The sequence below is a fragment of the Pseudomonas frederiksbergensis genome, from assembly GCF_001952935.1.
In the GTDB taxonomy this organism is placed as follows: domain Bacteria; phylum Pseudomonadota; class Gammaproteobacteria; order Pseudomonadales; family Pseudomonadaceae; genus Aquipseudomonas; species Aquipseudomonas frederiksbergensis.
This window is the reverse complement of record NZ_CP018319.1, coordinates 5,982,122-6,001,754: the sequence shown is the minus strand read 5'-3', so window position 1 is coordinate 6,001,754 and position 19,633 is coordinate 5,982,122. Positions and strand designations below refer to the sequence as shown.

The window sequence follows — 19,633 nt, the reverse complement described above, 5'->3', positions numbered from 1 at the left end:
GTCAGTCGATTTTCTTGTTCACGTCCGCCAGCAACGCTTCAATCTCTTTGCGCCGCCCGGCGTCGGCGGTTTCCCGGCCTGGCCTTGGGTCCGCTAGCAGGGCTTTTTGCAGCGCGCCCCGGGCTTCGCTGTAGCGTTTTTGACGGTAGAGGTGATCGCCCCAGAAGTACAGACTATCGATGCCGTTCGGGTTCAGTTGCAAGGCCTGCTTGAGCAATTGTTCGGCCTTGTCGGCGTCGCCGAAACCGATGGGCCAGCCCGGTACACGGTCGTACAGCGCGCCGAGGCTGGTGTAGGCCGAGCCTTGCAGGGCTTTTGGGTCCAGGGCCAGGGCTTTCTCCAGATCGACTTTTGCATCCTTGACCTTGCTCAGCGCACCGAGCCCGCCCTGGGCGCCGGCCCAACTGCTGGTGACGATACCGGACCAGATCCAGGCTTCGGCCACCGATTGGCGTTCGTGAGTGAACGCCGAGGCCTGACCGGCGAGTTTTTCGAATGCGGCGGTGCGCTGCTCGGCCGGCAGTTCGTATTGAATGTGCGCCCAGCTTTGCTGGATGCCATTGAGACGTTGTTGATCGGCGGCGTCCAGCGCCCAGGCACTGTGGCTCAAGGCGCCCATCAGCAAGCAGGCAAAGAGTTTTTTCATGGTTTGAGGTTCTCGTTATCAGGTTTCTGACTCAGGCGACGGATCAGTGGCAACTGCTTGCGCAGGCCGCGGTCCACCAGGTTTGGCAACAGGCTGTTCAGGCGTACGAAAAAGCGTTCCGGCCAGCCCAGGTACAAGTCGCGGTGGTCACCGGCAATGGCGTGCATCACCGCCGAGGCGACTGTTTGCGGGTTGTCGACACTGGATTTGAGTGCGTCATTCAAGGCCTGCGCAGCCGGGCTGTTCATGCTGGTGTGGGTGGCACGTGGCGCGACGTACAAGACGCCGACGCGGGTGTCGGCCAGTTCCCGACGCAGGGCTTCGGAAAAACCCCGCAGGGCAAACTTGGTGGCGCAATAGCTGGCGTAACCGGGGTAGCCGATGGAGCCGTAGGTCGAACCGACGTTCACCACCATCGCGCTTTCAGCTTGCTTGAGCAGCGGCAGTAATAGCTTGGTCAGGCAGATTGGCGCGCTGATGTTCACCGCCAGCATGGCGTTGATGTCGCTGTCATCGAGCTGTTCAAGCATGGCGAAGTGATTGACCCCGGCGGCATTGATCAGCAGGTTGATACCGCCGATGGCTTCGGCGGCGGCCAGCACTTTGCGGCGGTCATTGAGGAACGTCAGGTCGGCGCCGATCCAGCACAACTGCTGCGGATAGCGTTCGAGTAACGGCGCCAACGGTTCCCGATGCCGAGCCACCGCCAATACCCGGGCGCCACTGGCACACAAGGCAGTGGTGATTGCCAGGCCGATGCCGCCGCTGGCGCCGGTCAACACCACGCGAGCTTCAGACAGGCGCATGCAGGCTCTCCCCGTCGCGTGGCAAACCGCGGAACATGTCGGTGTAAAGCGTGTACACCACTTTGGAGGCATGAATCACGGCGGCCTGGTCGGCCGGATCATCGAGGGTGTTCATCAGTCGCCGATAGGTCTGCATGTGCTCGATATCCAGCGAACCATGGGAGCTGAGATAGCTGAAAGCGCTTTGCGGCAGGTCCAGGCGTTCGCGGATGCTGTCGGCGGCATGGGTGGCCAGGGCGATGCTGGTGCCTTCAAGCACATTGACCATGCCGAACAGGCCGACCGGGTTGTCCCGGGCAATCAGGTCGTAGAGGAAGCTGACCATCAATTCGATCGGCAACGACGGACGACCGTCGCGCACCGCGTCCTTGTCGCCGCCGCAGGCTTCGATGTCGTCGAGGATCCATTGTTCGTGACCGTATTCGTCCTCGATGTACTCGCCAACCGCTTTACGCAGCCATTCCAGGCGCGACGGCAAACGGGCACCGCACGCCATCATCAGCGGTACGGTGTGGCGCACGTGGTAATAGGCTTGCGCCAGGAAGGCCCGGTAACTTTCCAGGCTGACCTTGCCCTCGAGGGCGTCGCGGATGATCGGCAGATTGAACAGTTCATGGCGTTCGTGTTGCGTGGCTTCTTGCAGCGTGTCGAAAAAACTCATGTCGCAGATTCCTCTGAAAAGACAGCTTCAGTCAGTTGCTCGCGGTAACGCTCGACGATGGCGTCCCGGCGCGGACGGCCATTGGCGGTCAACAGACCGTTGGCGGGTGTGAACGGTTGATCCAGCCGGGTCCAGTGATGGACCTGGGCGTAATCGGGTAAGGCCTCATTGGCCTCGGCCACGGCGGCGGCCAGTTCTTCGTCGGTGCAATCCGGACGATGGGGCCAGAGCAGCGCGTGGTTGCTTGGCATCGCTTCGCCGTAGACAAAGGCTTGGGCGATATGACGACGCTGGGTCAATTCAGCCTCGACCCATTCCGGGTTCACATTGCGGCCGTAACTGGTAACGAATTGATGCTTCTTGCGCCCCTTGAGGTAGAGAAAGCCTTCGGGGTCGAACTCGCCAAGATCGCCGCTGGGCCACCATTCATCGGTGTGCGGCGCCTCGCCGAGGTAACCGAGCAAGGTCGCCCCCTTGATCAGCACTTCGCCGTCGTCGGCCAGGCGAATGTCCACGTGGGGCAGGGGGCGGCCGACACTGCCGGGGCGGCGCGCTTCTGGTCGATTGAGGCACACCACCGACGCGCACTCGGACAGTCCGTAGCCTTCGTAAACCGGTAGGCCGATCCGTTGCGCTCGGAGCAGCAATTCTTCGCTAACCCGACCGCCACCCACGGCGGCAAAACGCAACGCGTGGGGGCTGAAGGCTTTTTGCTCGGCGGCGCTGACCAGCATCAACAGCAACTGCGGCACCAGGATCAAACTCTCGGGGACACGGGTGGCCAGGCATCCGAGCAGTCGCGGCACCTCCACACCGCTGGCACCCTGAATGCCCAGGGTTTTCTGGCTGGGCAAGCTTAGCGTCGCGCCTGCATACAGCGCCGCGTAGCAACCCAGATTTTCCAGCAGGATCGCCAGCGGCAGAAGTGCGAGGTGATGCTGTGGGTGGGTGGGTTTGCTGGCCTGATCCAGTTCGCGGGCAACCCGCAGAATGCTTTCGGCGCTCAAGCACACGCCTTTGGGTGTGCCGGTGGTGCCCGAGGTGAAGGTCAGTTTTGCCGTGCCTTCGGGCATCCGGTTCGGGCCGCTGAAGGTGCACCGCCAGAATTCACCGGTTTTTTCGTAACCTGCCATTTGAAGTTCCGCTTCCAGTGCTGGCTCGGCAATCACCAGGGCGGCCTGGCTTTGCTTCAGGCAATGTTTGCGTTGAGCCGGGCTGAAAAAAGGTGGCAAGGTCAGGCAGGTCAGGCCTTCAAACAGCACGGCCAGGTCCCAGAGCATGGCTTCGACGCCATTGTCCAGGGCCAGTGCAACCACCTTGACGCTTTCATCGCGCAGACGCTGCTGGCGATACGTCACTTCTGCGTACAGCGTGGCGTAGTCCAGTTTCAGGTGATCGCCCCACAGGGCGATGGCATTGGTCTTGCGTTCGGCATGGCTGCGCAGGGCCTGTTTGAAACGCTCGGTTTCAGGCGACATGGCTGGATTCCTCGATCGACGATGGCAACCCCAGGCGATTGAACATCCCGATATTGCGCAAATGGATGAAGCCGGCGCGGATGTTGCCAACGTGCACCCAGGGCTTGCTCTCGTAGTAACTGCCCCAGCTATGGCGGTCGTCGCCCAGCCGCGCAGGATCGGCGGCGCACAGGGTTACGGGTTTCAAACCCAGACGATGAAAGCTGTTCACCAGGCCGATGTTGCCGGTGAACGCCACCCATTCCAGGCCACCCATGGCCAGCAAGTAGGTGATGGCGATGATGCTCATTCGCGCACTGCCGGTGTCGTTGGCGGCCAGGTTGCCCACCTCGACGATACCCGTGCGGTCTACCGCACAATCGGCCGCAGCACTGATCAGCGGGTCGATCGGCTCGTCCAGGTAACGTTCCAGAAACAGTGGTTCGCTATTTGCCAGCCGCACGCCGGCCACCGCACACAGTTCACCTGACGCGTTGTTCATGCCAAACAGCTCCGGCATGAAATGACGGATGTCGGCACCGTGGGCCTTACGGAAACGTTGCTGGATAAAGGCTTCGAAGACGGGGCGCAGGGGTTCGTCCGGCAGGGCTCTGGCCAAACTCATCTGCGATGTTTCGGCTTGTCCCAAATGCAGGGGCAGAGGGATGTTCCAGTTGAAATCGGGCATTGAAAGACGCCTCCCCAAGTAAGTGTGGGAGGAGTATCGGAGGCATTTCTTAACGGAGTCTGAAGGTGGCCGAAAGATCGCTCGGGCCAGTCTTCAGATTGCCTTAAGACTGGGCGGGCAGGGTGGCGCCCATCGGTTCGGCAACACAGCGCAACCGGGCTGCGCGAATGACTCGACAGCCAAAATAACGTTCACGAGGCCTGTTATGACCCGCGATGCACTCGCTCACCGGTATGGAAAACTCTCGATCACCTTGCACTGGCTGATGCTCGCGCTGTTTGTCGGCGTGTATGCCTGCATCGAAATCAAAGGGCTGTTGCCAAAGGGACACGCCTTGAAGAGCTTGTTTCTTGGATTGCACGGCTTGTTCGGGCTGAGCATTTTTGTGTTGGTGTGGGTGCGCTTGCTCGGGCGGCTCACCCCGCGTCCGCCGATTACGCCGACGCTGCCCGTCTGGCAGACAGGCGTTTCGCACCTGATGCACCTGGCGTTGTATGGGCTGATGATCGCCACGCCGTTATTGGCCTGGCTGATGCTGTCGGCAGGTGGCAAGCCGATGCCCTATTTCGGATTTTTCCTGCCTTCGCCGGTGGCGGTCGATCCTGACCTGGCCAAGCAGTTCAAGCATTGGCACGAATTGCTCGGCAGCGCCGGTTACTGGCTGATCGGCTTGCACGCGGCGGCGGGGTTGTTTCATCACTATTGGGTCCGCGACAACACCCTGACGCGCATGCTGCCCGGTCGATCCGGCAATACGGTCAATCAACGTCAGCGCTAATCTCGAACCCGGTGCTGGCCAGGCGCTCGCCGTTCACCAGAATGTGCACGGAGTGTTGACCGGCGTAATGCCGGCGGGTGGTGAGTTCCTTGATCTGCTGGCTACGGGCGATGGATTCAGTCGCCTTGCCGGGAAGGGTTAGCGCCTTGAGCTTGAACACCTTCGCCGAGGTGCTGCCGTTGGCTTTGACGTAATCGATCGCGTAGTCGATCACCAGTCGCTGACTGTCCTGCACCTTGGATTTCACGGTGAAGGACAGGGTGATTTTTTCACCCAGACGAATCACCGCCGGTTCCACCTTCACATCGATGATCTCGACCTCAGGTTTGCCGCCCGCGCCAATGATCGCCAATGCGCGTTGATTGCCTTGTTTGATCAGGCTGCGCAGGGCGTGTTTGGCGATCCATGCCGTGTGTTTGTTGTCCAGTGACCAGCCTTCGATCAGGTCCAGCACCCATTCGGGGTGATCCTTGGTGATGTCGTTGAGGTGGTTGGCCACGGATTTGCGCACGTAGAGGCTGTTGTCGGTCTTGAGGTTGTCGAGGATCGCCGCCGCCAATGTCGGGTCAGCCTGAATCTGTTCCAGTCGAAACGACCATGGCAGGCGCGGTCGGCTGCCTTCGCTGGCCAGACGGCGGACGTGTTCGTTTTCATCCTGGGACCACTCGTGCATGACCGCCAAGGAGCGTTCGATGTCACTGCGCAAGAAATAGCGGATCGCGAATTCCGAGGAACCGAAGGTGGTGAAATATTTCAGCGCCTCCATCGACTGCTCGAAGGCCTGTCCGCCATAGGTCGCCACGTAATGCGGTAATGAAATGCTGACGAAGCCGCTGTTCAGCCGTGGAGCGAGGGCGCGCAGCACTTCAAGCGTCTCTTCATAGCTCAACGGCAGGACCGCGTGCAGGCACTCGCTGACACGGGCCATGCGCTGCATGATGGATAATTCGGCCAGTCCGTCGTTGGCCAGTTTAAGGAAGGCCTTGGCGTTGAACGCAGGGTAGACGGCGGTCATCTCGGTGGCGATGTGCTTGAGGCGGTCGGCGTTGAAGATTTCTTTCAGGGCGGGAGCGGGTTGGTCAGCGGCCATTGTGGATTCCTTATGTCGATCGTTCCCACGCTCTGCGTGGGAATGCATCCTGTGACGCTCTGCGTCACGACTTGCGAAGGGCCGCGGAGCGTCCCGGGCGGCATTCCCACGCAGAGCGTGGGAACGATCAGTTATGCCTTGCCTGATTCTTCTTCCAGTTGATCCGACTCAAACAATCTCGCCAATTCCGCCCGGGCTTCCTGCGCCGTCTGCAAGACTTTCGCCGCATCGTCGTAAATCATGTGCTGGGCCTCAAGCACCTGCTCGTCGTGATGCTTGAAACGCTTGATCCGCGCATCGGCCTGGGCCTGGGTCAGCCCCAGGCCGACCAGCGTGCGGCGGCTCATTTCCAGACTCGAATAATAGGTTTCCCGAATGGCCTCGGCGCCAAGGTCCACCAAGCGATGCACATGCTGGCGGTTCCGTGCCCGGGCGATGATTTTGATGTGCGGGTAGAGTTTGTGCACCAGTTCGGCGGTCTTGATGTTGGTGTCCGGGTCGTCGGTGGCGATGACAAAGTATTCCGCCTGCTCGACCTTGGCCGCACTGAGGATCTCCGGGCGCATCGGGTCGCCGTAGAACACCGGCACACCGCCGAAGCTGCGCGACAGTTCGATGGTTTCCACCGAGGTGTCGAGGGCGACGAACTTGATGTTCTGCGCGCGCAGAATCCGCGCAACGATCTGCCCCATACGGCCCATGCCGGCGATCACCACGCGTGGCGTGTCGGTATCGATCTCGCGGAATTTCTCCGGCACCACCACCGGTTGAACCTTGGGGCTGACCAGTCGCGCGCAAATCAGCAACAGCAATGGCGTCACCGCCATCGACAAGGTGATGGTCAGCACCAGCAAGTCGTACAGGTTCGGCTCGAACAGCCCCTGATCGCGGCCGATCTTGAACACCACAAACGCAAATTCACCACCGGCCGCGAGCACGATGCCGAGGCGAATCGCACTGACCTTGCCCAAGCCACCGGCCAGCCGACCGACAACGAACAACAGCGGCAATTTGATTGCGATCAGCAGCAGGGTCAGGCCCAGCACCGTGATCGGGGCGCTCAGGAGCAGGCTCAGGTTCGCGCCCATGCCGACACTGATGAAAAACAGCCCCAGCAGCAATCCCTTGAACGGCTCGATTTGCGCTTCCAGTTCGTGGCGGTATTCGGAATCCGCCAGCAGCAACCCGGCGAGAAACGCCCCCAGCGCCATGGACACGCCGACCAGATCCATCAGCCATGCCGTGCCCATCACCACCAGCAATGCGGTGGCCGTGGAGACTTCCGGCAAACCGGTCTTGGCCACCACCCGGAACACCGGACGCAACAGGTATCGCCCACCGATCACCATCACCGCGATGCTGCCCAGCACACGCAAGCCGTGATTGAGGCCTTCACCCGCGCTGCTGGTGTGATCGCCGCCCGCCAGCAACGGCACCATGGCGATCAACGGGATAGCGGCGATGTCCTGGAACAGCAGAATCGCAAATGCCAAACGCCCGTGGGGGCTGGTCAGTTCCTTGCGCTCGGCCAGGCTTTGCAATCCGAATGCCGTAGACGACAGCGCCAGGCCCAAGCCCAGTACGATCGCACTGTTCAACGGTTGGCCGAACACGAACAACGCCAGCACACCAATCAGCGTGCCCGTGAGCAGCACTTGCGCCAGGCCGACGCCGAACACCGATTTGCGCATCACCCACAAACGTCGCGGCGACAGTTCCAGGCCAATGATGAACAGCAGCAACACCACCCCGAGTTCGGAAATGTGGCTGACGCTTTGCGGATTGCCAATCAAGCCCAGCACCGACGGGCCGATGATCACGCCGGCAAACAGGTAACCCAGCACCGCCCCCAGTTGCAGGCGCTTGGCCAAGGGAACGGTGAGCACCGCAGCGAACAGAAACACGACAGCGGCTTGCAGCAGGTTGCCTTCATGGGGCATGGCAAAAACTCCATTCACTCGGTATGGCGGGGGGACAAGGATAAAGGGTGATGCTTCATGCGTCAGCAATGACAGATAACGATGTTGCCTGGCCTACCGTCATCGCGAGCAGGCTCGCTCCCACAATGGTTCTGTGGTGGACACCGTATCTCCGCCCCCTGCAAATAAATGTGGGAGTGAGCTTGCTTGTGGATATCACGCCAGTGGAGCGTTAGCCCGCAAGCAACATTTGGCCATTGAAGGCTGATTGAAATCGCCAGCGGTTCCGGTAAAGCTCGGCGGCGATTTCATTGACTGGATGTCAGGAGCTACCCGTTGGACAAGAAACCCCTCTACCGCAAGGTCAATACCCGCACTTGGGGTGTCTGGCGTAACGAAATTACCGGGCATTACCGGCATCAGCGCAATACCAAGAATGAAATCAACAACGATGCGTCACGGGGTTCGATGCATGGAACTCGCCGGCACGGGTTCGATTACACGCCGTTGTTCCGGTTTCTGCTGTCTCGCGTCGGTAGGCAATGGGATGAGGTTTTCAGCGAAACGGTGGCTCGCCTCGATCGGCCTGAACCGGTGTTCTGGATGGTTGCTTTGCATGAAAACCAAAGGAAAGCGCAGGTGTGTCTGGGAGAGTCGAGCTACTTCAGCGGCTTGTATGTCGATGATCAAGGGTATCTGCGGATCGTCAATCCTGAGCTGAAAGCCGAGCACATGACGCCAAACTGTCATTGCTGCACCCACACGTTTAACGGCATTCCTTTCGGCCGGCGCAAGGACTGAACGGGTCAATCGACCCGGCTATGACTCATCGATTGTTCACCCAACCGATACTGGTTATTCCCACTGCGCTTCGCCTCATACATCGCCAGATCCGCAATATGAATCAACCGGTCCATGCTCGGCGCATGGTCCGGGAACACCGCGACCCCAAGGCTGGTGCCGATGTGTCGTTGATCATTGCCGATGGTCACCGGTGGCGACAGTTCGACGAAGATTTTCTGGCAGATGCGGCGGGCTTCGTCTTGCAGGCTTTTGCCCTGGGGCAGGCCTTGAAGGATGACCACAAATTCGTCGCCACCGATGCGGGCGACGGTATCGGTTGAACGCAGGATTTTCTTCAGTCGGGTGGCAGTGGTGATCAATACCCGGTCGCCGGCGGCATGGCCGTAATGGTCGTTGATTGCCTTGAAACCATTGAGATCGACGAATACCAGCGCAACCCTCGTGGCGCTGATGCGCGCCTGTTCCAGCGCTTCGGACAGACGCTCCTCGAGTACCAGACGATTGGGCAGACCGGTCAGCGGATCGAAATGGGCCAGGTGTTGCAGGTAGCTGGCGGAGGCTTTTTCCTCGGTGATATCGCGTACCACACCCATCATCTTGATCGTTGCATCGTGGTCGTTCTTGACCACATTGCCTGTTTCCCGAAGCCAGCGGATCGTGCCGTCGGGCCACACCACCCGATATTCCTCGTCATGGTTGTCGCCGGTATCCAGGCAGCGCAATTCCCCGGCCCGGACCCTGGCCCGGTCGTCCGGGTGGACACATGAGCAAAACAGCGCGTAGGAGGGCGTTACTTCGTCGATCTTGAAGCCAAACATGCCGTAGATAGCTTCCGACCAGTAGAGCTTGTCGGTGTCGACGTCCCAGTCCCATGTGCCGATACGGGCGAAGTACTGGCTGCGCTTGAAGCGTTCGGCGTCACCGTCCTGACGGATGTTTTGTCCGTCAGTCAGGCTGGTGATCAGTACGCGATACTCGGCCAGCTGCTTTTGCAGCGAGCGCTCGCGACCGATCAACGCGACGATCAGGGCTAGCATCACTGAGCCGATGGCGACGCTGGTCCAGTCCACATTCATGCAGGTTTTGCCATCGTCGCGTATCAGCCATATCGGGAGAGGTGCGCCTATGTTAGTTCACACGGCCCTCGATCAGCAGCCTCTATTACCAGGGGCGCCAAACTTATAGCAGTTCACCTTTGTCCCACAGATGCACCAATTCTCCAGGCGCTTTATCTTCAGGCACCTTCATCACCATCCGGTCGTCCTGTTCGCCGCTGCGGTAGCGCACTTCGATTTGATAGAAGCGCTGATCGCCGCGGCCGGCGGATGAACTCGTCATAGGCAGGCAACCTTCGAGCAACGAGCTGATGCGGCTACGTTGCTCTGCATCGCATTGGGCGAATTCGATCTCTCGGGGGCGGGTCAAGCTGTGGATCGCCGCCATACCGCCCTGGCGGGAGACACAGACCACCGCGTTATCGTCCAGCGTTGGCAAGGTTTTCATTGTTCCTCCAGCGTCAGGTCGACGCCCACTTCAGACCAGCCGTGGCGCACCGCCTCGACTGCCGATGCACCCAATCCTTGCCGGGCATGCTCGACAGTCAATTGCGCGAAGGCACTGAATGTCGCTTCGCTACTCAGGCGCTTGTCGCACAACGCGTCGTACCAGATGCGGCCGGTTTTTTCCCAGGCAAAACCGCCCAGCGCCATCGCGGCCAGATAAAACGCCCGATTGGGGATGCCCGAATTGATGTGCACACCGCCGTTGTCTTCCTGGGTGATGACGAACTTGCGCATGTGATCCGGTTGCGGATCCTTGCCGAGCAACGGGTCGTCATAAGCCGTGCCCGGATGGGCCATCGAGCGTAAACCGATACCTTTGATGCCCGGTGCCAACAAGTCGGCGCCGATCAGCCAGTCGGCCTCTTCGGCGGTCTGGCCCAGTACATGTTGTTTGATCAGCACCCCGAAAACGTCCGATATCGATTCATTCAATGCCCCGGACTGGTTGGCATAAACCAGACCGGCTTCGCTTTCGATCACGCCGTGCGTCAACTCGTGACCGACAACATCCAGAGAGCGGGTGAAACGCTCGAAGATTTCGCCATCGCCGTCACCGAACACCATTTGCGCGCCGTTCCAGAAGGCGTTCTCGTAATCCTGGCCGTAATGCACGCTGCCGACCAAGGCAAAACCCTTGTTGTCGATGGAGTCCCGACCCAGCACCTTCCAGAAGAAATCATAGCTGGCACCCATTGCGTCGTAGGCTTCGTCGACCGCCGGATCGCCGGTTGCCGCCTGACCTTCAAGTCGCACAGGCATACCCGGCAGCAGCATTTTGCCTTGCGCGTCATGAATACTGCGCTGTGCCAGGCCGGGGCGACCGGACAGCGGCAGGATCGCTTTGGCGGGTGGCCGCGATGGCGGGCCGGGATTGTGCCGCAGACGACGGACATGGGTCAGCGTGGCCTGGGCGCTGGAGCGCTGATGGTCGGAACCGTAGGCGATGATTCGGTTGAGGATGTAGGGCGGGATGAAACTGTACAGCGGTGATGAGTCGGTCATCAGAGCATCCTTTCCTGAAACGAAGACGTTATTCATGTGAGCCGGAGGACGGTCTTTCGGTTCCGTGGATTGCCTTGCGCGCCGGTTTCTGCGAAAACCTCCGTCCGCGCCCCAATCACCGGGCGACCGTGAACGAGTAGGAATCATGAACGACGAGTTGCAAATCATTGACCTTGAGCCGGGCGACGGCAAAACCGCCGTCAAAGGCGCGCTGATTACCACCCAATACCGCGGCTGGCTGGAAGACGGGACAGAATTCGATTCTTCCTACAGCCGGGGTAAACCATTCCAGTGCGTGATTGGCACGGGGCGGGTGATCAAGGGTTGGGACCAGGGGATTATGGGCATGCAGGTCGGCGGCAAGCGAAAACTGCTGGTGCCGGCGCATCTGGCCTACGGTGAACGGACCATGGGCAAGATCACGCCGAACTCGAACCTGATTTTCGAGATTGAATTGCTGGAAGTGCTGACGCGGGATGATTGATTTGTTGGGTGTGGGCTGAAATGGCGAACCCCGCCATCTCAGTTAGAAGAAATGGTGGGGTTTTTATGTTTTCTGGTTTGATTCAGCGAGTCAGGTGAACATTTCAATATCGTCGAGCGTGTCAGCAACTGTGGCTTCAAGTGCAGGGAATTTTCCTTTTACGGAATCAAGGGCGGGCATCACGGCTTGCATTTCAAGCTCACCGAATCTGCGGGCTACATGGCCGAGTGCGGTGATTGCTGCCGCAGCCACCGATTGAGTGCCACTTTCGAGATGTTTCAGGCAAATGGTCTGAGCCCAGGCACTGTCTTGCTCATTTAATCCGATGGAAATCAGCGCGATGATAATGTTCTTTTCTAAGCCGCTATCAAAGAGACCGACTGCTTCGTCATGGCTAATCGACGGATCGTGGTAGATAAGACTCACTGTTTAACTCCCAGGATGTTTCCCTTGGTGTCGGCTTTTTTTGCCTTGATTAATACATTTTTCATATCTTGATGGAGTTTATTCCATGTTCTGACATGTCCGTGGTAGTCGTCCCCTCCCGTATGATCAAAGACGACAAACTCGTTGGTTTTGGGATCAATACCAATCCGGCGTTCCGATGTAGGTTTTACCTGTAGCGAATTATCCAAAGCTTCCTGGCCATTCGCGGGACCCTTACTTTTAACTGGTGTATCGGTCTTTCCATGGTATCTGGCAGCATCGAATCGCAGGGAAAAGACAATGTAAAGAGGCTTGATGCCGGAATCAGCCGGAAAAACAAGTATGAAGTCCTTGTACTCAGGCGGGTAGATCGGGTTAACAATGATGCTGTCAGCCGCTGGTGTAGGCGGATAAATCCAGATGTGCGGGGCTTGTGGGGCACCTTCTAGCGGTGGGATTCCCGAATGGCGGGACGGGTCAATGGCTGGCGTCCATATCAACGTTGTCCCATTGCCGAAGTCAGCCACTTGCTGAGTGCCTTGAGTTACGAACTGCACTACAGGAATCATTTCCCAATCGCTGCGCGTTTGGGTGTTGTATCCGTATCCCTTCAAGGAGCCATCGGTCTGTTGTTCGATATGCAGTCGGACACGTGTACGGCCTTCCTTTATCGACTTGAGCTGTTCTTCGGTATACAGGGAACTGTCACCCAGATTTGACGGCCAGAGCATTGCAACCATTCCCGCCAATGCGCCAGCAGCAACACCTCCCGTTACTACGCCTGCACCACTAGCAGTACTTGTGCCAGCAACCCCAACCCCAACCCCAACCCCTCCTAAGACAAGCGTTCCCAATGCCGCAGGTAACGCGTTACCACTGATTTTTTTGAGGGGGATGTTTCCCGCTGTATCTCTTTCGCGACCACCCAGCAGGGAGAATTTTCCGTAATCGGCCAGTTTCTCGGTAGGGACAAACCCGGCCGGGTTGTCGTGATTGATTACGCCGTCCGGGAGATTGCAGCTTTTGGCGAACACGCACCCGCGGGAACCGGAAGGGTCCTGTTGTTGAGGTTGTCTGACGAAACGGTCTTCATATGCCTGCTGTCGGGCCAACATGTCGTCATATGTTTTTTGTCTGGCATCCCGCTCTGCCAGTTCGGTGGCGTTCATGTAGCGGCTGGTGATGTGGTGCCCGTCGCCTGACGGTGGGTTTTGAATCCTAGGTATGCCTGTTTTACGAGCCATGAGCGTCCTTGTTTCATCTTTTGAAAACAATGCGGACGCTATATCAAAGGACGTTTGATAGATGTAGGAAGGGTCTGAAACTCTATGAACTGATGGAAGTGCTAACGCGGGATGATTAACCGCTAAGACTGAAAGGTCTCCCGATAAGCATACAAACCCGGTGTTCCGCCGGTCATCATGAACAGCACGTTGTCCCCGGTACGATAGCGTCCTTGTCTGCGATCGGCCAACAGTCCGGCAAACGCTTTGCCGGAGTACACCGGGTCGATCAACAGGCCTTCGGCACGAGCCATCAGGCGCACTGCTTCCTGCATGGCTGGTGTTGGCAGACCGTAACCGTCCGGCAAGCACCTGAAGCAGGGCGCCGAACAACCTCACCGGACGCTCTGCGTCTGCTCTTGGGACGCGGAGCGTCCCTGGCTGCATTCCCACGCAGAGCATGGGAACGATCAAACAACCCGACCACCACGCTCCGCATCCGGCCAGAACAGTGCCGCCTGCCCGCGATGCTCACCGTGCTGATCAGCGTCCAGACTTTTGCCTTCATGAATCATAAAGGCATTACCATCCCGATCCACCCGATAACCGCTGATCCTGACCCACGCGGAACCCAAAACCGATGTGGATTACGAACTCAACGGCAACGTCCTGCTCGACTCACGCAGAGCATGGGAACGAGTTGACACGGTCTTACGGCAATTCGCTAAACAGCGGAATACGCCCGTTAAGCGAAGGCTGGTAATGCCAGGTCAGGCGATCCAACGCAGGTTTTAACGTCAGAATCTCCCTCAAGGTGGCGCTGGCAATACTCATCGCCAACACTTGCCCCGGACATTGATGCCGCCCAGCCCCAAAGGTGAAACCACGCCGGTCTGGACGATCAAGAAGAAAGACGTCGGGATGGTCATTGAGCTGCGGATCACGATTGGCCGAAGCCAGCATCACCAGAATCACGTCGCCAGGGTTCAGGCTTACCCCCTCAATTTCACAAGGCGCAGCGACAAACCGGCGGGTGTTCTGCACCGACGGATCGAAGCGCTGAACTTCAGCGATCAAGTCGTCCAAGGATGTCGATTCACTGTGCAACGAGGGGGTTCTAATCAACGCCAACAACGCGTTGCCGATCAGCCCCGCGGTGGCCTCATAGGTCTGGGAAAACAGCCCGATCAGGTTGGCGATCAACGTTTCAACGTCGCCAGAGGTTGCCGCGAAGCGCTGGCGGATCCCGGCGAGCAGGGCGCTCTGATTGTTCGGGGCATCCAGCAGCTCAATGAAGTAGCCGCTCAAGTGTTCCGCCGCAACGTGCGCCGCCTCCAGTTGCGCTTGACCGCTCAGGGGCGACAGGCACGCGACGAAGTCCCCGGTCAGTTCGCTGATAGCCCGGCCCTGAACCGCAGAGAACCCCAGCAATGCAGCCACCACGCCAACCGGCCCGCGGAACATCGCCTTGTACAACCCTTCCGCGCCTGCAGTGAAAAGGCGAGCGCCGACCAGCGCATTGACTTCATCGATATCAATCGACGCCAACCCTGGCTGTATCGCCGACCTCGGGCAACGCTGCCCCTCGCCCTCATTCATCCGCATCAACTGACTGAAGACCTTGCCGGCCATCCCGCCAACTATCGCCTTGGGCACCGGTTCGTGGGACGGTCGGACATGACAGTCAGGATGCGCCAGCACGGCCGCAACGGCTCGGGCGCTACTCGCCACCCACACTTTCAGTCCTTGGTGAAAAACCATTCCGCCCTGCGCGCGCAGTTGCGCGTAATAGGGATAAGGATCGGCATGAGTCGCAGCGATGATCGGGTCCATGGGTCGCAGCCTTGTTCGTGGTTGGAAAAGTGTTGCTACTATCTCCAGTCCGAAAAGTCCTTGATTCGTCCGGGAACGAAATATGAACGTAGAACAGCACGACATCGGCGTTTCCCTGGTGGCAGCAGCCATCGCGGAACCGGCGCGGACGAAAATCCTCTGTTCGCTGATGGACGGCCACGCCCGCACCAGCACCGAGTTGGCGGCGATTGCCGAAGTCAGTGCCTCCACCGCCAGCGCGCATCTGGCCAAACTCAAGGAGTTGGCGCTGGTGCGGCTGCACGTGCAGGGCCGACATCGCTATTACAGCCTGACGGACAAGCGCGTCGCCCAGGCGCTGGAAGCGTTGATGGTGATCGGCCAGAACGCTGCGCCGACCTTCAATTCGCGCACCCCGGATCGCCTGCAATTCGCCCGCACGTGTTACGACCACATGGCCGGCACGTTGGCGGTGCTGCTGCATGACCGGATGATCGAAGCGGGGTGGCTGCTGGCAACCGATGAACAGGCTTATCAGTTGAGCCAAAGCGGTGAGGCGTTGTTTGAAGGGTTGGGTATCGAGGTCAAGGATTTGAGCACGTTGCGCCGCCGCTTTGCCTGCCCATGCCTGGACTGGAGCATGCGCCGCCCGCATCTGGGTGGATCGCTGGGGGCGGCGTTGTTGAAAACGGCGATCACGCGCAAATGGGTGGCTCAAGACCTGGACAGCCGCGCGCTGGCATTGACGGCGACGGGACGCAAGGAACTCAGCAGCCGGTTCGCTGTTGAACTGCCGGTTCAGGTATCGACAACACAAACCTCGCTCACCGAGAGCCGGCGTCGAGCGATCGCCAGTTCTGCGTCTTAGCGACTGGCCGAGGCCATCAGCACGCCGAAACCGGCGAAGGTTACGCCCGAGACTTTCGCCGCCAGCCAGGAACCCTTCGGGCTCGACAACCAGCCTTTGGCAGCATTGGCGAGCAAGGCATAGCTGCCATGCACGAGGATCACCAGCACGCCATAGGAGGCGACCAGTTTGAAAAACTGGGTGGAGAAGTGCGCTGAGGTGTCGATGAATTGCGGGAACACCGCCAGAAAGAAAAACACGGCCTTGGGGTTCAGAAACTGGATCGAAGCCGCTTCCAGGAAGCGGTAGCCCGGGCTTGAGGGGCGTGTTTCAAGCAGTGTGTTGAAACCCGCCGAGCGCCAGCTCTTATAACCCAGGTACAGCAAATAGGCGGCCCCTGCGTATTTCAATGCGGTAAAAGCGTTGGCGGAGGTGCTGAGGATCAGGCCGACGCTGGTGGCACTGATGGCGGCGACGATAAACGCACCCGATGCGATCCCCAGAATGCCCGGCACTGCCCCGGTCCAGCCATGGCGCACCGCGTTGGACAGGGTCAGGACCACGCCAGGCCCCGGGCTCAAAATGGTCAGGGTGGCGAACAATAGAAAGAGTCCGTAGCTGTTCATGTCTTGCTCCGTCAGGTGGCGCTGGCTGCGTGCGAGCAGATTGGCGTGACGACGTGGGCGTGACAAACGCTTTAATTGCGCTGCATATGTGACTAAATTAGACGCATGATCAATCCACTACCGCCCCTCAATGCTGTTCGCGCCTTCGCTGTTGCTGCTCGCCATCAGAGTTTCAGCCTGGCGGCCGAAGAGCTGCATGTCAGTCACAGTGCCGTCAGCCGGCACATCAAATTGCTGGAGGAGCACCTGGGTGTGCTGCTGTTCGAGCGGCGTGTCCGTCAATCGGTGTTGACGCCGGCCGGTCAACGCTTTTATGAACAGGTCAGTGCCGGGCTGGCGCAGATCGCCAACGCCGCGGCTGAACTCAAGCAGCACGCTTCTCTGCCGACCGTGAAGATCAATGTCCGCCCATCCTTTGCGATGCTTTGGCTAGCGCCCAGACTGGAAGATTTCATCGCGCAGCACCCCGACATCAAACCGCAAGTGATGACCCAGACCCAGGCACCCGATCATGCGCGCGACGGGTTCGACATCGTCATTCGCCGTGGTCGTGATGACTGGGCACCGGCGATCGAGGCACGAGCGCTCTTCGAAGACGAACTGTTGCTGGTCGCGGCGCCTTCGCTGATCGAGCGCCTGGCCCTTGAAGACCTCGCGTCCGTGAGCCGGCACACGTTACTGACCGCCAAGGCGCGTCGCGAAGATTGGCACAACTGGGCCCTGCATTTTGGTCAAGGCCAGTCAGCCACTCAGGTCACCCGGCAGTTTGACCACATGCACCTGGTGCTTGAGGCCGCCGTGGAAGGACAGGGCGTTGCCTTGTGCCCGACCTCATTGCTGGGCACCCACCTCTCTAGCGCTCGCCTGATTTGCCCGTTGCCCGAATTGCGAATGCCGTTGCCGCGTTATTACTACGGTGTCGCGCCGGATGTGACGGCGCAGACACGGGTGTTTGTGGAGTGGTTGTTTGCTCAGATAGACCGAGATGCCCTCACGATTATCGGGCGTTATAAAAAGTAGTGCCTGCGGGAATGTTTTTATTGACGAAGGACATGGCCCCGATAGTAACGTCATCACCAATTGAGAGGGTGTCCGCGATGATGCAACTATTTGCCCCGACACTTACGTTATCGCCGATCTTGAGGTCATATTCAGCTAATCCCATGGTTTTTATGCCAATGGTAGTGTTTTGACGGATAAAGAAGTTTCGGCCGATCTGCACATGGCCAGTGATGACGATCCCTGGCAAATGGCCGATACGAAAGCCAGGGCCTATTTGGGCATCGATATTTATGTCAACTCCGTACTTTAGATTGCTCTTTCTTTCCAGCCGTTTCGCATAAACGCGGCACAAACCTTTGCGAGCATTTAAATACTGCGCCAGTCTGAATATGAACAAGTACCTGAGCGTGTTGCTCTTTCTGGTTCGTTTAAGAATATTGGTGATCAGGCCGATACGACTACCCGGTTTTTTCTTGTTTGAAACTTCCGATTTCCAATGCATCGTCAAAGTTTCTAAATTCACGGCGCAGTCCCTAGCCTTCGGCTCTGAAAAATGGGCTAGTTTAACAAGTGAACCAGGGAATGGGTACGGACCCCGAATCGCCATTCCTTGTGCAATAAAAAACCCACCCATCGGCAACGCGATGGATGGGTTATGTGCCGCTTGGGATCAGGTCCCGTCAAATCAAACCTTGACGATCCAGCCCGCTGGCGCTTCGATGTCGCCGGTCTGTACGCCCGTCAGCTCTTTATAGAGCTTCTGGGTGACTGGGCCGACTTCGGTTTCGCTGTGGAACACGTGCAGTTTGTCGTTGTAGCTGATGCCGCCGATCGGGGTGATCACGGCAGCGGTACCGCAAGCGCCGGCTTCCTTGAAGTCGGACAGCTTGTCGATAAACACGTCGCCTTCGACCACTTCCAGGCCCAGACGCGATTTTGCCAGCTCGATCAACGACAGGCGGGTAATGCCCGGCAGGACCGACGGCGAGTTCGGGGTCACGAACTTGTTGTCGTGGGTGATCCCGAAGAAGTTGGCCGAGCCGACTTCTTCGATTTTCGTGTGGGTCATCGGGTCCAGGTAAATGCAGTCGGCAAAGTGGGCTTTCTTGGCCTGGGAACCTGGCATCAGGCTGGCCGCGTAGTTACCACCGACCTTGGCTGCACCGGTGCCTTGTGGGGCGGCGCGGTCATAGCTGGAGATCAGGAAGTTGTGCGGGGTCAGGCCGCCCTTGAAGTAGGCACCGACCGGGATGGCGAAGATCGAGAAGATGAACTCGGGGGCGGTACGCACACCGATGTTGTCACCCACGCCGATCACGAACGGACGCAGGTACAGCGCGCCGCCGGTGCCGTAAGGCGGGATGAAACGCTCGTTGGCGCGGACCACTTCCTTGCAGGCTTCGACGAACTGCTCGGTAGACACCTGTGGCATCAGCAGGCGCGCGCAGCTGCGTTGCATGCGGGCGGCGTTCTGGTCCGGGCGGAACAGGTTGATCGAACCGTCCTTGCAACGATAGGCCTTCAGCCCTTCGAAGCACTGCTGGCCATAGTGAAGGGCAGTGGAACCTTCGCTGATGTGCAGCACATTGTCTTCGGTCAGGGTGCCTTTGTCCCACTCGCCATTACGCCAGTGCGACAGATAGCGCTTGTCTGTCTTGATGTAGTCAAAACCCAACTTGTCCCAATTGATGCTTTCGTTACCCATGACACCCTCTATCGCTTAACAACCGCCGAAACGGTTCAAGGCTTCTGACGTTTTTCTGGATGGGGACAACAATACTTCATTCCGGGCCTGTTTCG

Annotated in this window: 21 protein-coding genes and 1 pseudogene; 5 read left to right on the top strand and 17 right to left on the bottom strand. The window is 58.8% G+C overall.

Annotation, left to right across the window (positions count from 1 at the left end; genetic code table 11):
- Nucleotide 1: 1 nt before the first annotated feature.
- From PFAS1_RS28030 to PFAS1_RS28010, 5 genes are read right to left on the bottom strand one after another with little or no spacing between them, the layout of a single operon-like run.
- Nucleotides 2–646: a tetratricopeptide repeat protein gene (locus tag PFAS1_RS28030; protein WP_076031377.1), complete on the bottom strand. Its 645-nt coding sequence runs from the start codon at nt 644–646 to the stop codon at nt 2–4.
- Nucleotides 643–1,452: an SDR family oxidoreductase gene (locus PFAS1_RS28025; RefSeq protein WP_076031376.1), complete on the bottom strand. Its 810-nt coding sequence runs from the start codon at nt 1,450–1,452 to the stop codon at nt 643–645. Before PFAS1_RS28025 ends, PFAS1_RS28030 begins: the two co-directional genes overlap by 4 nt.
- On the bottom strand, nt 1,439–2,113 hold the full coding sequence (locus PFAS1_RS28020; protein WP_076031375.1) for a TenA family transcriptional regulator: 675 nt from the start codon (nt 2,111–2,113) through the stop codon (nt 1,439–1,441). Before PFAS1_RS28020 ends, PFAS1_RS28025 begins: the two co-directional genes overlap by 14 nt.
- Nucleotides 2,110–3,591, bottom strand: coding sequence for an AMP-binding protein (locus PFAS1_RS28015; RefSeq protein ID WP_076031374.1), 1,482 nt, complete (start codon nt 3,589–3,591; stop codon nt 2,110–2,112). Before PFAS1_RS28015 ends, PFAS1_RS28020 begins: the two co-directional genes overlap by 4 nt.
- A complete protein-coding gene (locus PFAS1_RS28010; protein ID WP_074875975.1) occupies nt 3,581–4,258 on the bottom strand; it encodes a thermostable hemolysin in 678 nt (225 codons plus the stop codon). The genes PFAS1_RS28015 and PFAS1_RS28010 overlap by 11 nt, the downstream gene beginning before the upstream one ends.
- A gap of 205 nt (nt 4,259–4,463) precedes the next feature.
- Here PFAS1_RS28010 and PFAS1_RS28005 point away from each other — a divergent pair, with 205 nt between their 5' ends.
- Entirely contained in the window at nt 4,464–5,036 is a 573-nt protein-coding gene (locus PFAS1_RS28005; protein WP_074875977.1) for a cytochrome b, read from the top strand.
- On the opposite strand, the gene PFAS1_RS28000 is transcribed toward PFAS1_RS28005, so the two are convergent.
- Together PFAS1_RS28000 and PFAS1_RS27995 are read right to left on the bottom strand one after the other, a co-directional pair.
- The gene (locus PFAS1_RS28000; protein ID WP_076031373.1) at nt 5,017–6,126 is read right to left on the bottom strand and encodes a DNA alkylation repair protein; all 1,110 of its coding nucleotides are present in this window, start codon (nt 6,124–6,126) and stop codon (nt 5,017–5,019) included. The two genes, PFAS1_RS28005 and PFAS1_RS28000, sit on opposite strands and share 20 nt — an antisense overlap.
- 131 nt (nt 6,127–6,257) lie before the next feature.
- The gene (locus PFAS1_RS27995; protein WP_074875980.1) at nt 6,258–8,066 is read right to left on the bottom strand and encodes a monovalent cation:proton antiporter-2 (CPA2) family protein; all 1,809 of its coding nucleotides are present in this window, start codon (nt 8,064–8,066) and stop codon (nt 6,258–6,260) included.
- 315 nt (nt 8,067–8,381) lie between these two features.
- On the opposite strand from PFAS1_RS27995, the gene PFAS1_RS27990 reads away from it, so the two are divergent.
- Complete coding sequence (locus PFAS1_RS27990) at nt 8,382–8,846, top strand: hypothetical protein (protein ID WP_076031372.1); 465 nt, start codon at nt 8,382–8,384, stop codon at nt 8,844–8,846.
- A 5-nt stretch (nt 8,847–8,851) separates the two neighbouring features.
- Here the strand turns inward: PFAS1_RS27990 and PFAS1_RS27985 are convergent, their stop codons facing one another.
- From PFAS1_RS27985 to PFAS1_RS27975, 3 genes are all read right to left on the bottom strand, one after another.
- Nucleotides 8,852–9,925: a sensor domain-containing diguanylate cyclase gene (locus PFAS1_RS27985; protein ID WP_076031371.1), complete on the bottom strand. Its 1,074-nt coding sequence runs from the start codon at nt 9,923–9,925 to the stop codon at nt 8,852–8,854.
- A 103-nt stretch (nt 9,926–10,028) separates the two neighbouring features.
- Nucleotides 10,029–10,352 (bottom strand): protealysin inhibitor emfourin, encoded by a 324-nt coding sequence (locus PFAS1_RS27980; protein ID WP_076031370.1) that lies wholly within the window; start codon nt 10,350–10,352, stop codon nt 10,029–10,031.
- The gene (locus tag PFAS1_RS27975; protein ID WP_076031369.1) at nt 10,349–11,413 is read right to left on the bottom strand and encodes a M4 family metallopeptidase; all 1,065 of its coding nucleotides are present in this window, start codon (nt 11,411–11,413) and stop codon (nt 10,349–10,351) included. The genes PFAS1_RS27980 and PFAS1_RS27975 overlap by 4 nt, the downstream gene beginning before the upstream one ends.
- Nucleotides 11,414–11,558: 145 nt before the next feature.
- Between PFAS1_RS27975 and PFAS1_RS27970 the strand changes: the two genes are divergently transcribed.
- On the top strand, nt 11,559–11,897 hold the full coding sequence (locus PFAS1_RS27970) for an FKBP-type peptidyl-prolyl cis-trans isomerase (RefSeq protein WP_008149714.1): 339 nt from the start codon (nt 11,559–11,561) through the stop codon (nt 11,895–11,897).
- 90 nt (nt 11,898–11,987) lie between these two features.
- On the opposite strand, the gene PFAS1_RS27965 is transcribed toward PFAS1_RS27970, so the two are convergent.
- The 4 genes and pseudogenes from PFAS1_RS27965 to PFAS1_RS27950 all read right to left on the bottom strand — a co-directional run bounded on the left by PFAS1_RS27965 (nt 11,988) and on the right by PFAS1_RS27950 (nt 15,379).
- Entirely contained in the window at nt 11,988–12,323 is a 336-nt protein-coding gene (locus PFAS1_RS27965; RefSeq protein ID WP_074875991.1) for a hypothetical protein, read from the bottom strand.
- A complete protein-coding gene (locus tag PFAS1_RS27960) occupies nt 12,320–13,567 on the bottom strand; it encodes an S-type pyocin domain-containing protein (protein WP_076031368.1) in 1,248 nt (415 codons plus the stop codon). The genes PFAS1_RS27965 and PFAS1_RS27960 overlap by 4 nt, the downstream gene beginning before the upstream one ends.
- 122 nt (nt 13,568–13,689) lie before the next feature.
- A pseudogene (locus tag PFAS1_RS27955) lies at nt 13,690–13,905 on the bottom strand (pyridoxal-phosphate dependent enzyme); the annotation flags it as partial.
- A gap of 352 nt (nt 13,906–14,257) precedes the next feature.
- Nucleotides 14,258–15,379 carry a cytochrome P450 gene (locus tag PFAS1_RS27950; RefSeq protein ID WP_076031367.1) on the bottom strand — a complete coding sequence of 374 codons (1,122 nt, stop codon included), beginning with the start codon at nt 15,377–15,379 and terminating at the stop codon, nt 14,258–14,260.
- 82 nt (nt 15,380–15,461) lie between these two features.
- On the opposite strand from PFAS1_RS27950, the gene PFAS1_RS27945 reads away from it, so the two are divergent.
- Nucleotides 15,462–16,226, top strand: a complete 765-nt coding sequence (locus tag PFAS1_RS27945) for an ArsR/SmtB family transcription factor (RefSeq protein ID WP_076031366.1) — start codon at nt 15,462–15,464, stop codon at nt 16,224–16,226.
- Here PFAS1_RS27945 and PFAS1_RS27940 read toward each other — a convergent pair.
- Nucleotides 16,223–16,831: a LysE family translocator gene (locus tag PFAS1_RS27940; RefSeq protein WP_008149720.1), complete on the bottom strand. Its 609-nt coding sequence runs from the start codon at nt 16,829–16,831 to the stop codon at nt 16,223–16,225. The genes PFAS1_RS27945 and PFAS1_RS27940 overlap by 4 nt on opposite strands.
- Nucleotides 16,832–16,936: 105 nt before the next feature.
- Here PFAS1_RS27940 and PFAS1_RS27935 point away from each other — a divergent pair, with 105 nt between their 5' ends.
- On the top strand, nt 16,937–17,851 hold the full coding sequence (locus PFAS1_RS27935) for a LysR substrate-binding domain-containing protein (RefSeq protein ID WP_076031365.1): 915 nt from the start codon (nt 16,937–16,939) through the stop codon (nt 17,849–17,851).
- On the opposite strand, the gene PFAS1_RS27930 is transcribed toward PFAS1_RS27935, so the two are convergent.
- Both PFAS1_RS27930 and PFAS1_RS27925 read right to left on the bottom strand, forming a co-directional pair.
- Complete coding sequence (locus PFAS1_RS27930; protein ID WP_076031622.1) at nt 17,829–18,356, bottom strand: serine acetyltransferase; 528 nt, start codon at nt 18,354–18,356, stop codon at nt 17,829–17,831. The two genes, PFAS1_RS27935 and PFAS1_RS27930, sit on opposite strands and share 23 nt — an antisense overlap.
- A gap of 162 nt (nt 18,357–18,518) precedes the next feature.
- Entirely contained in the window at nt 18,519–19,538 is a 1,020-nt protein-coding gene (locus tag PFAS1_RS27925; RefSeq protein ID WP_076031364.1) for a branched-chain amino acid aminotransferase, read from the bottom strand.
- Between the last annotated feature and the right edge of the window lie 95 nt (nt 19,539–19,633).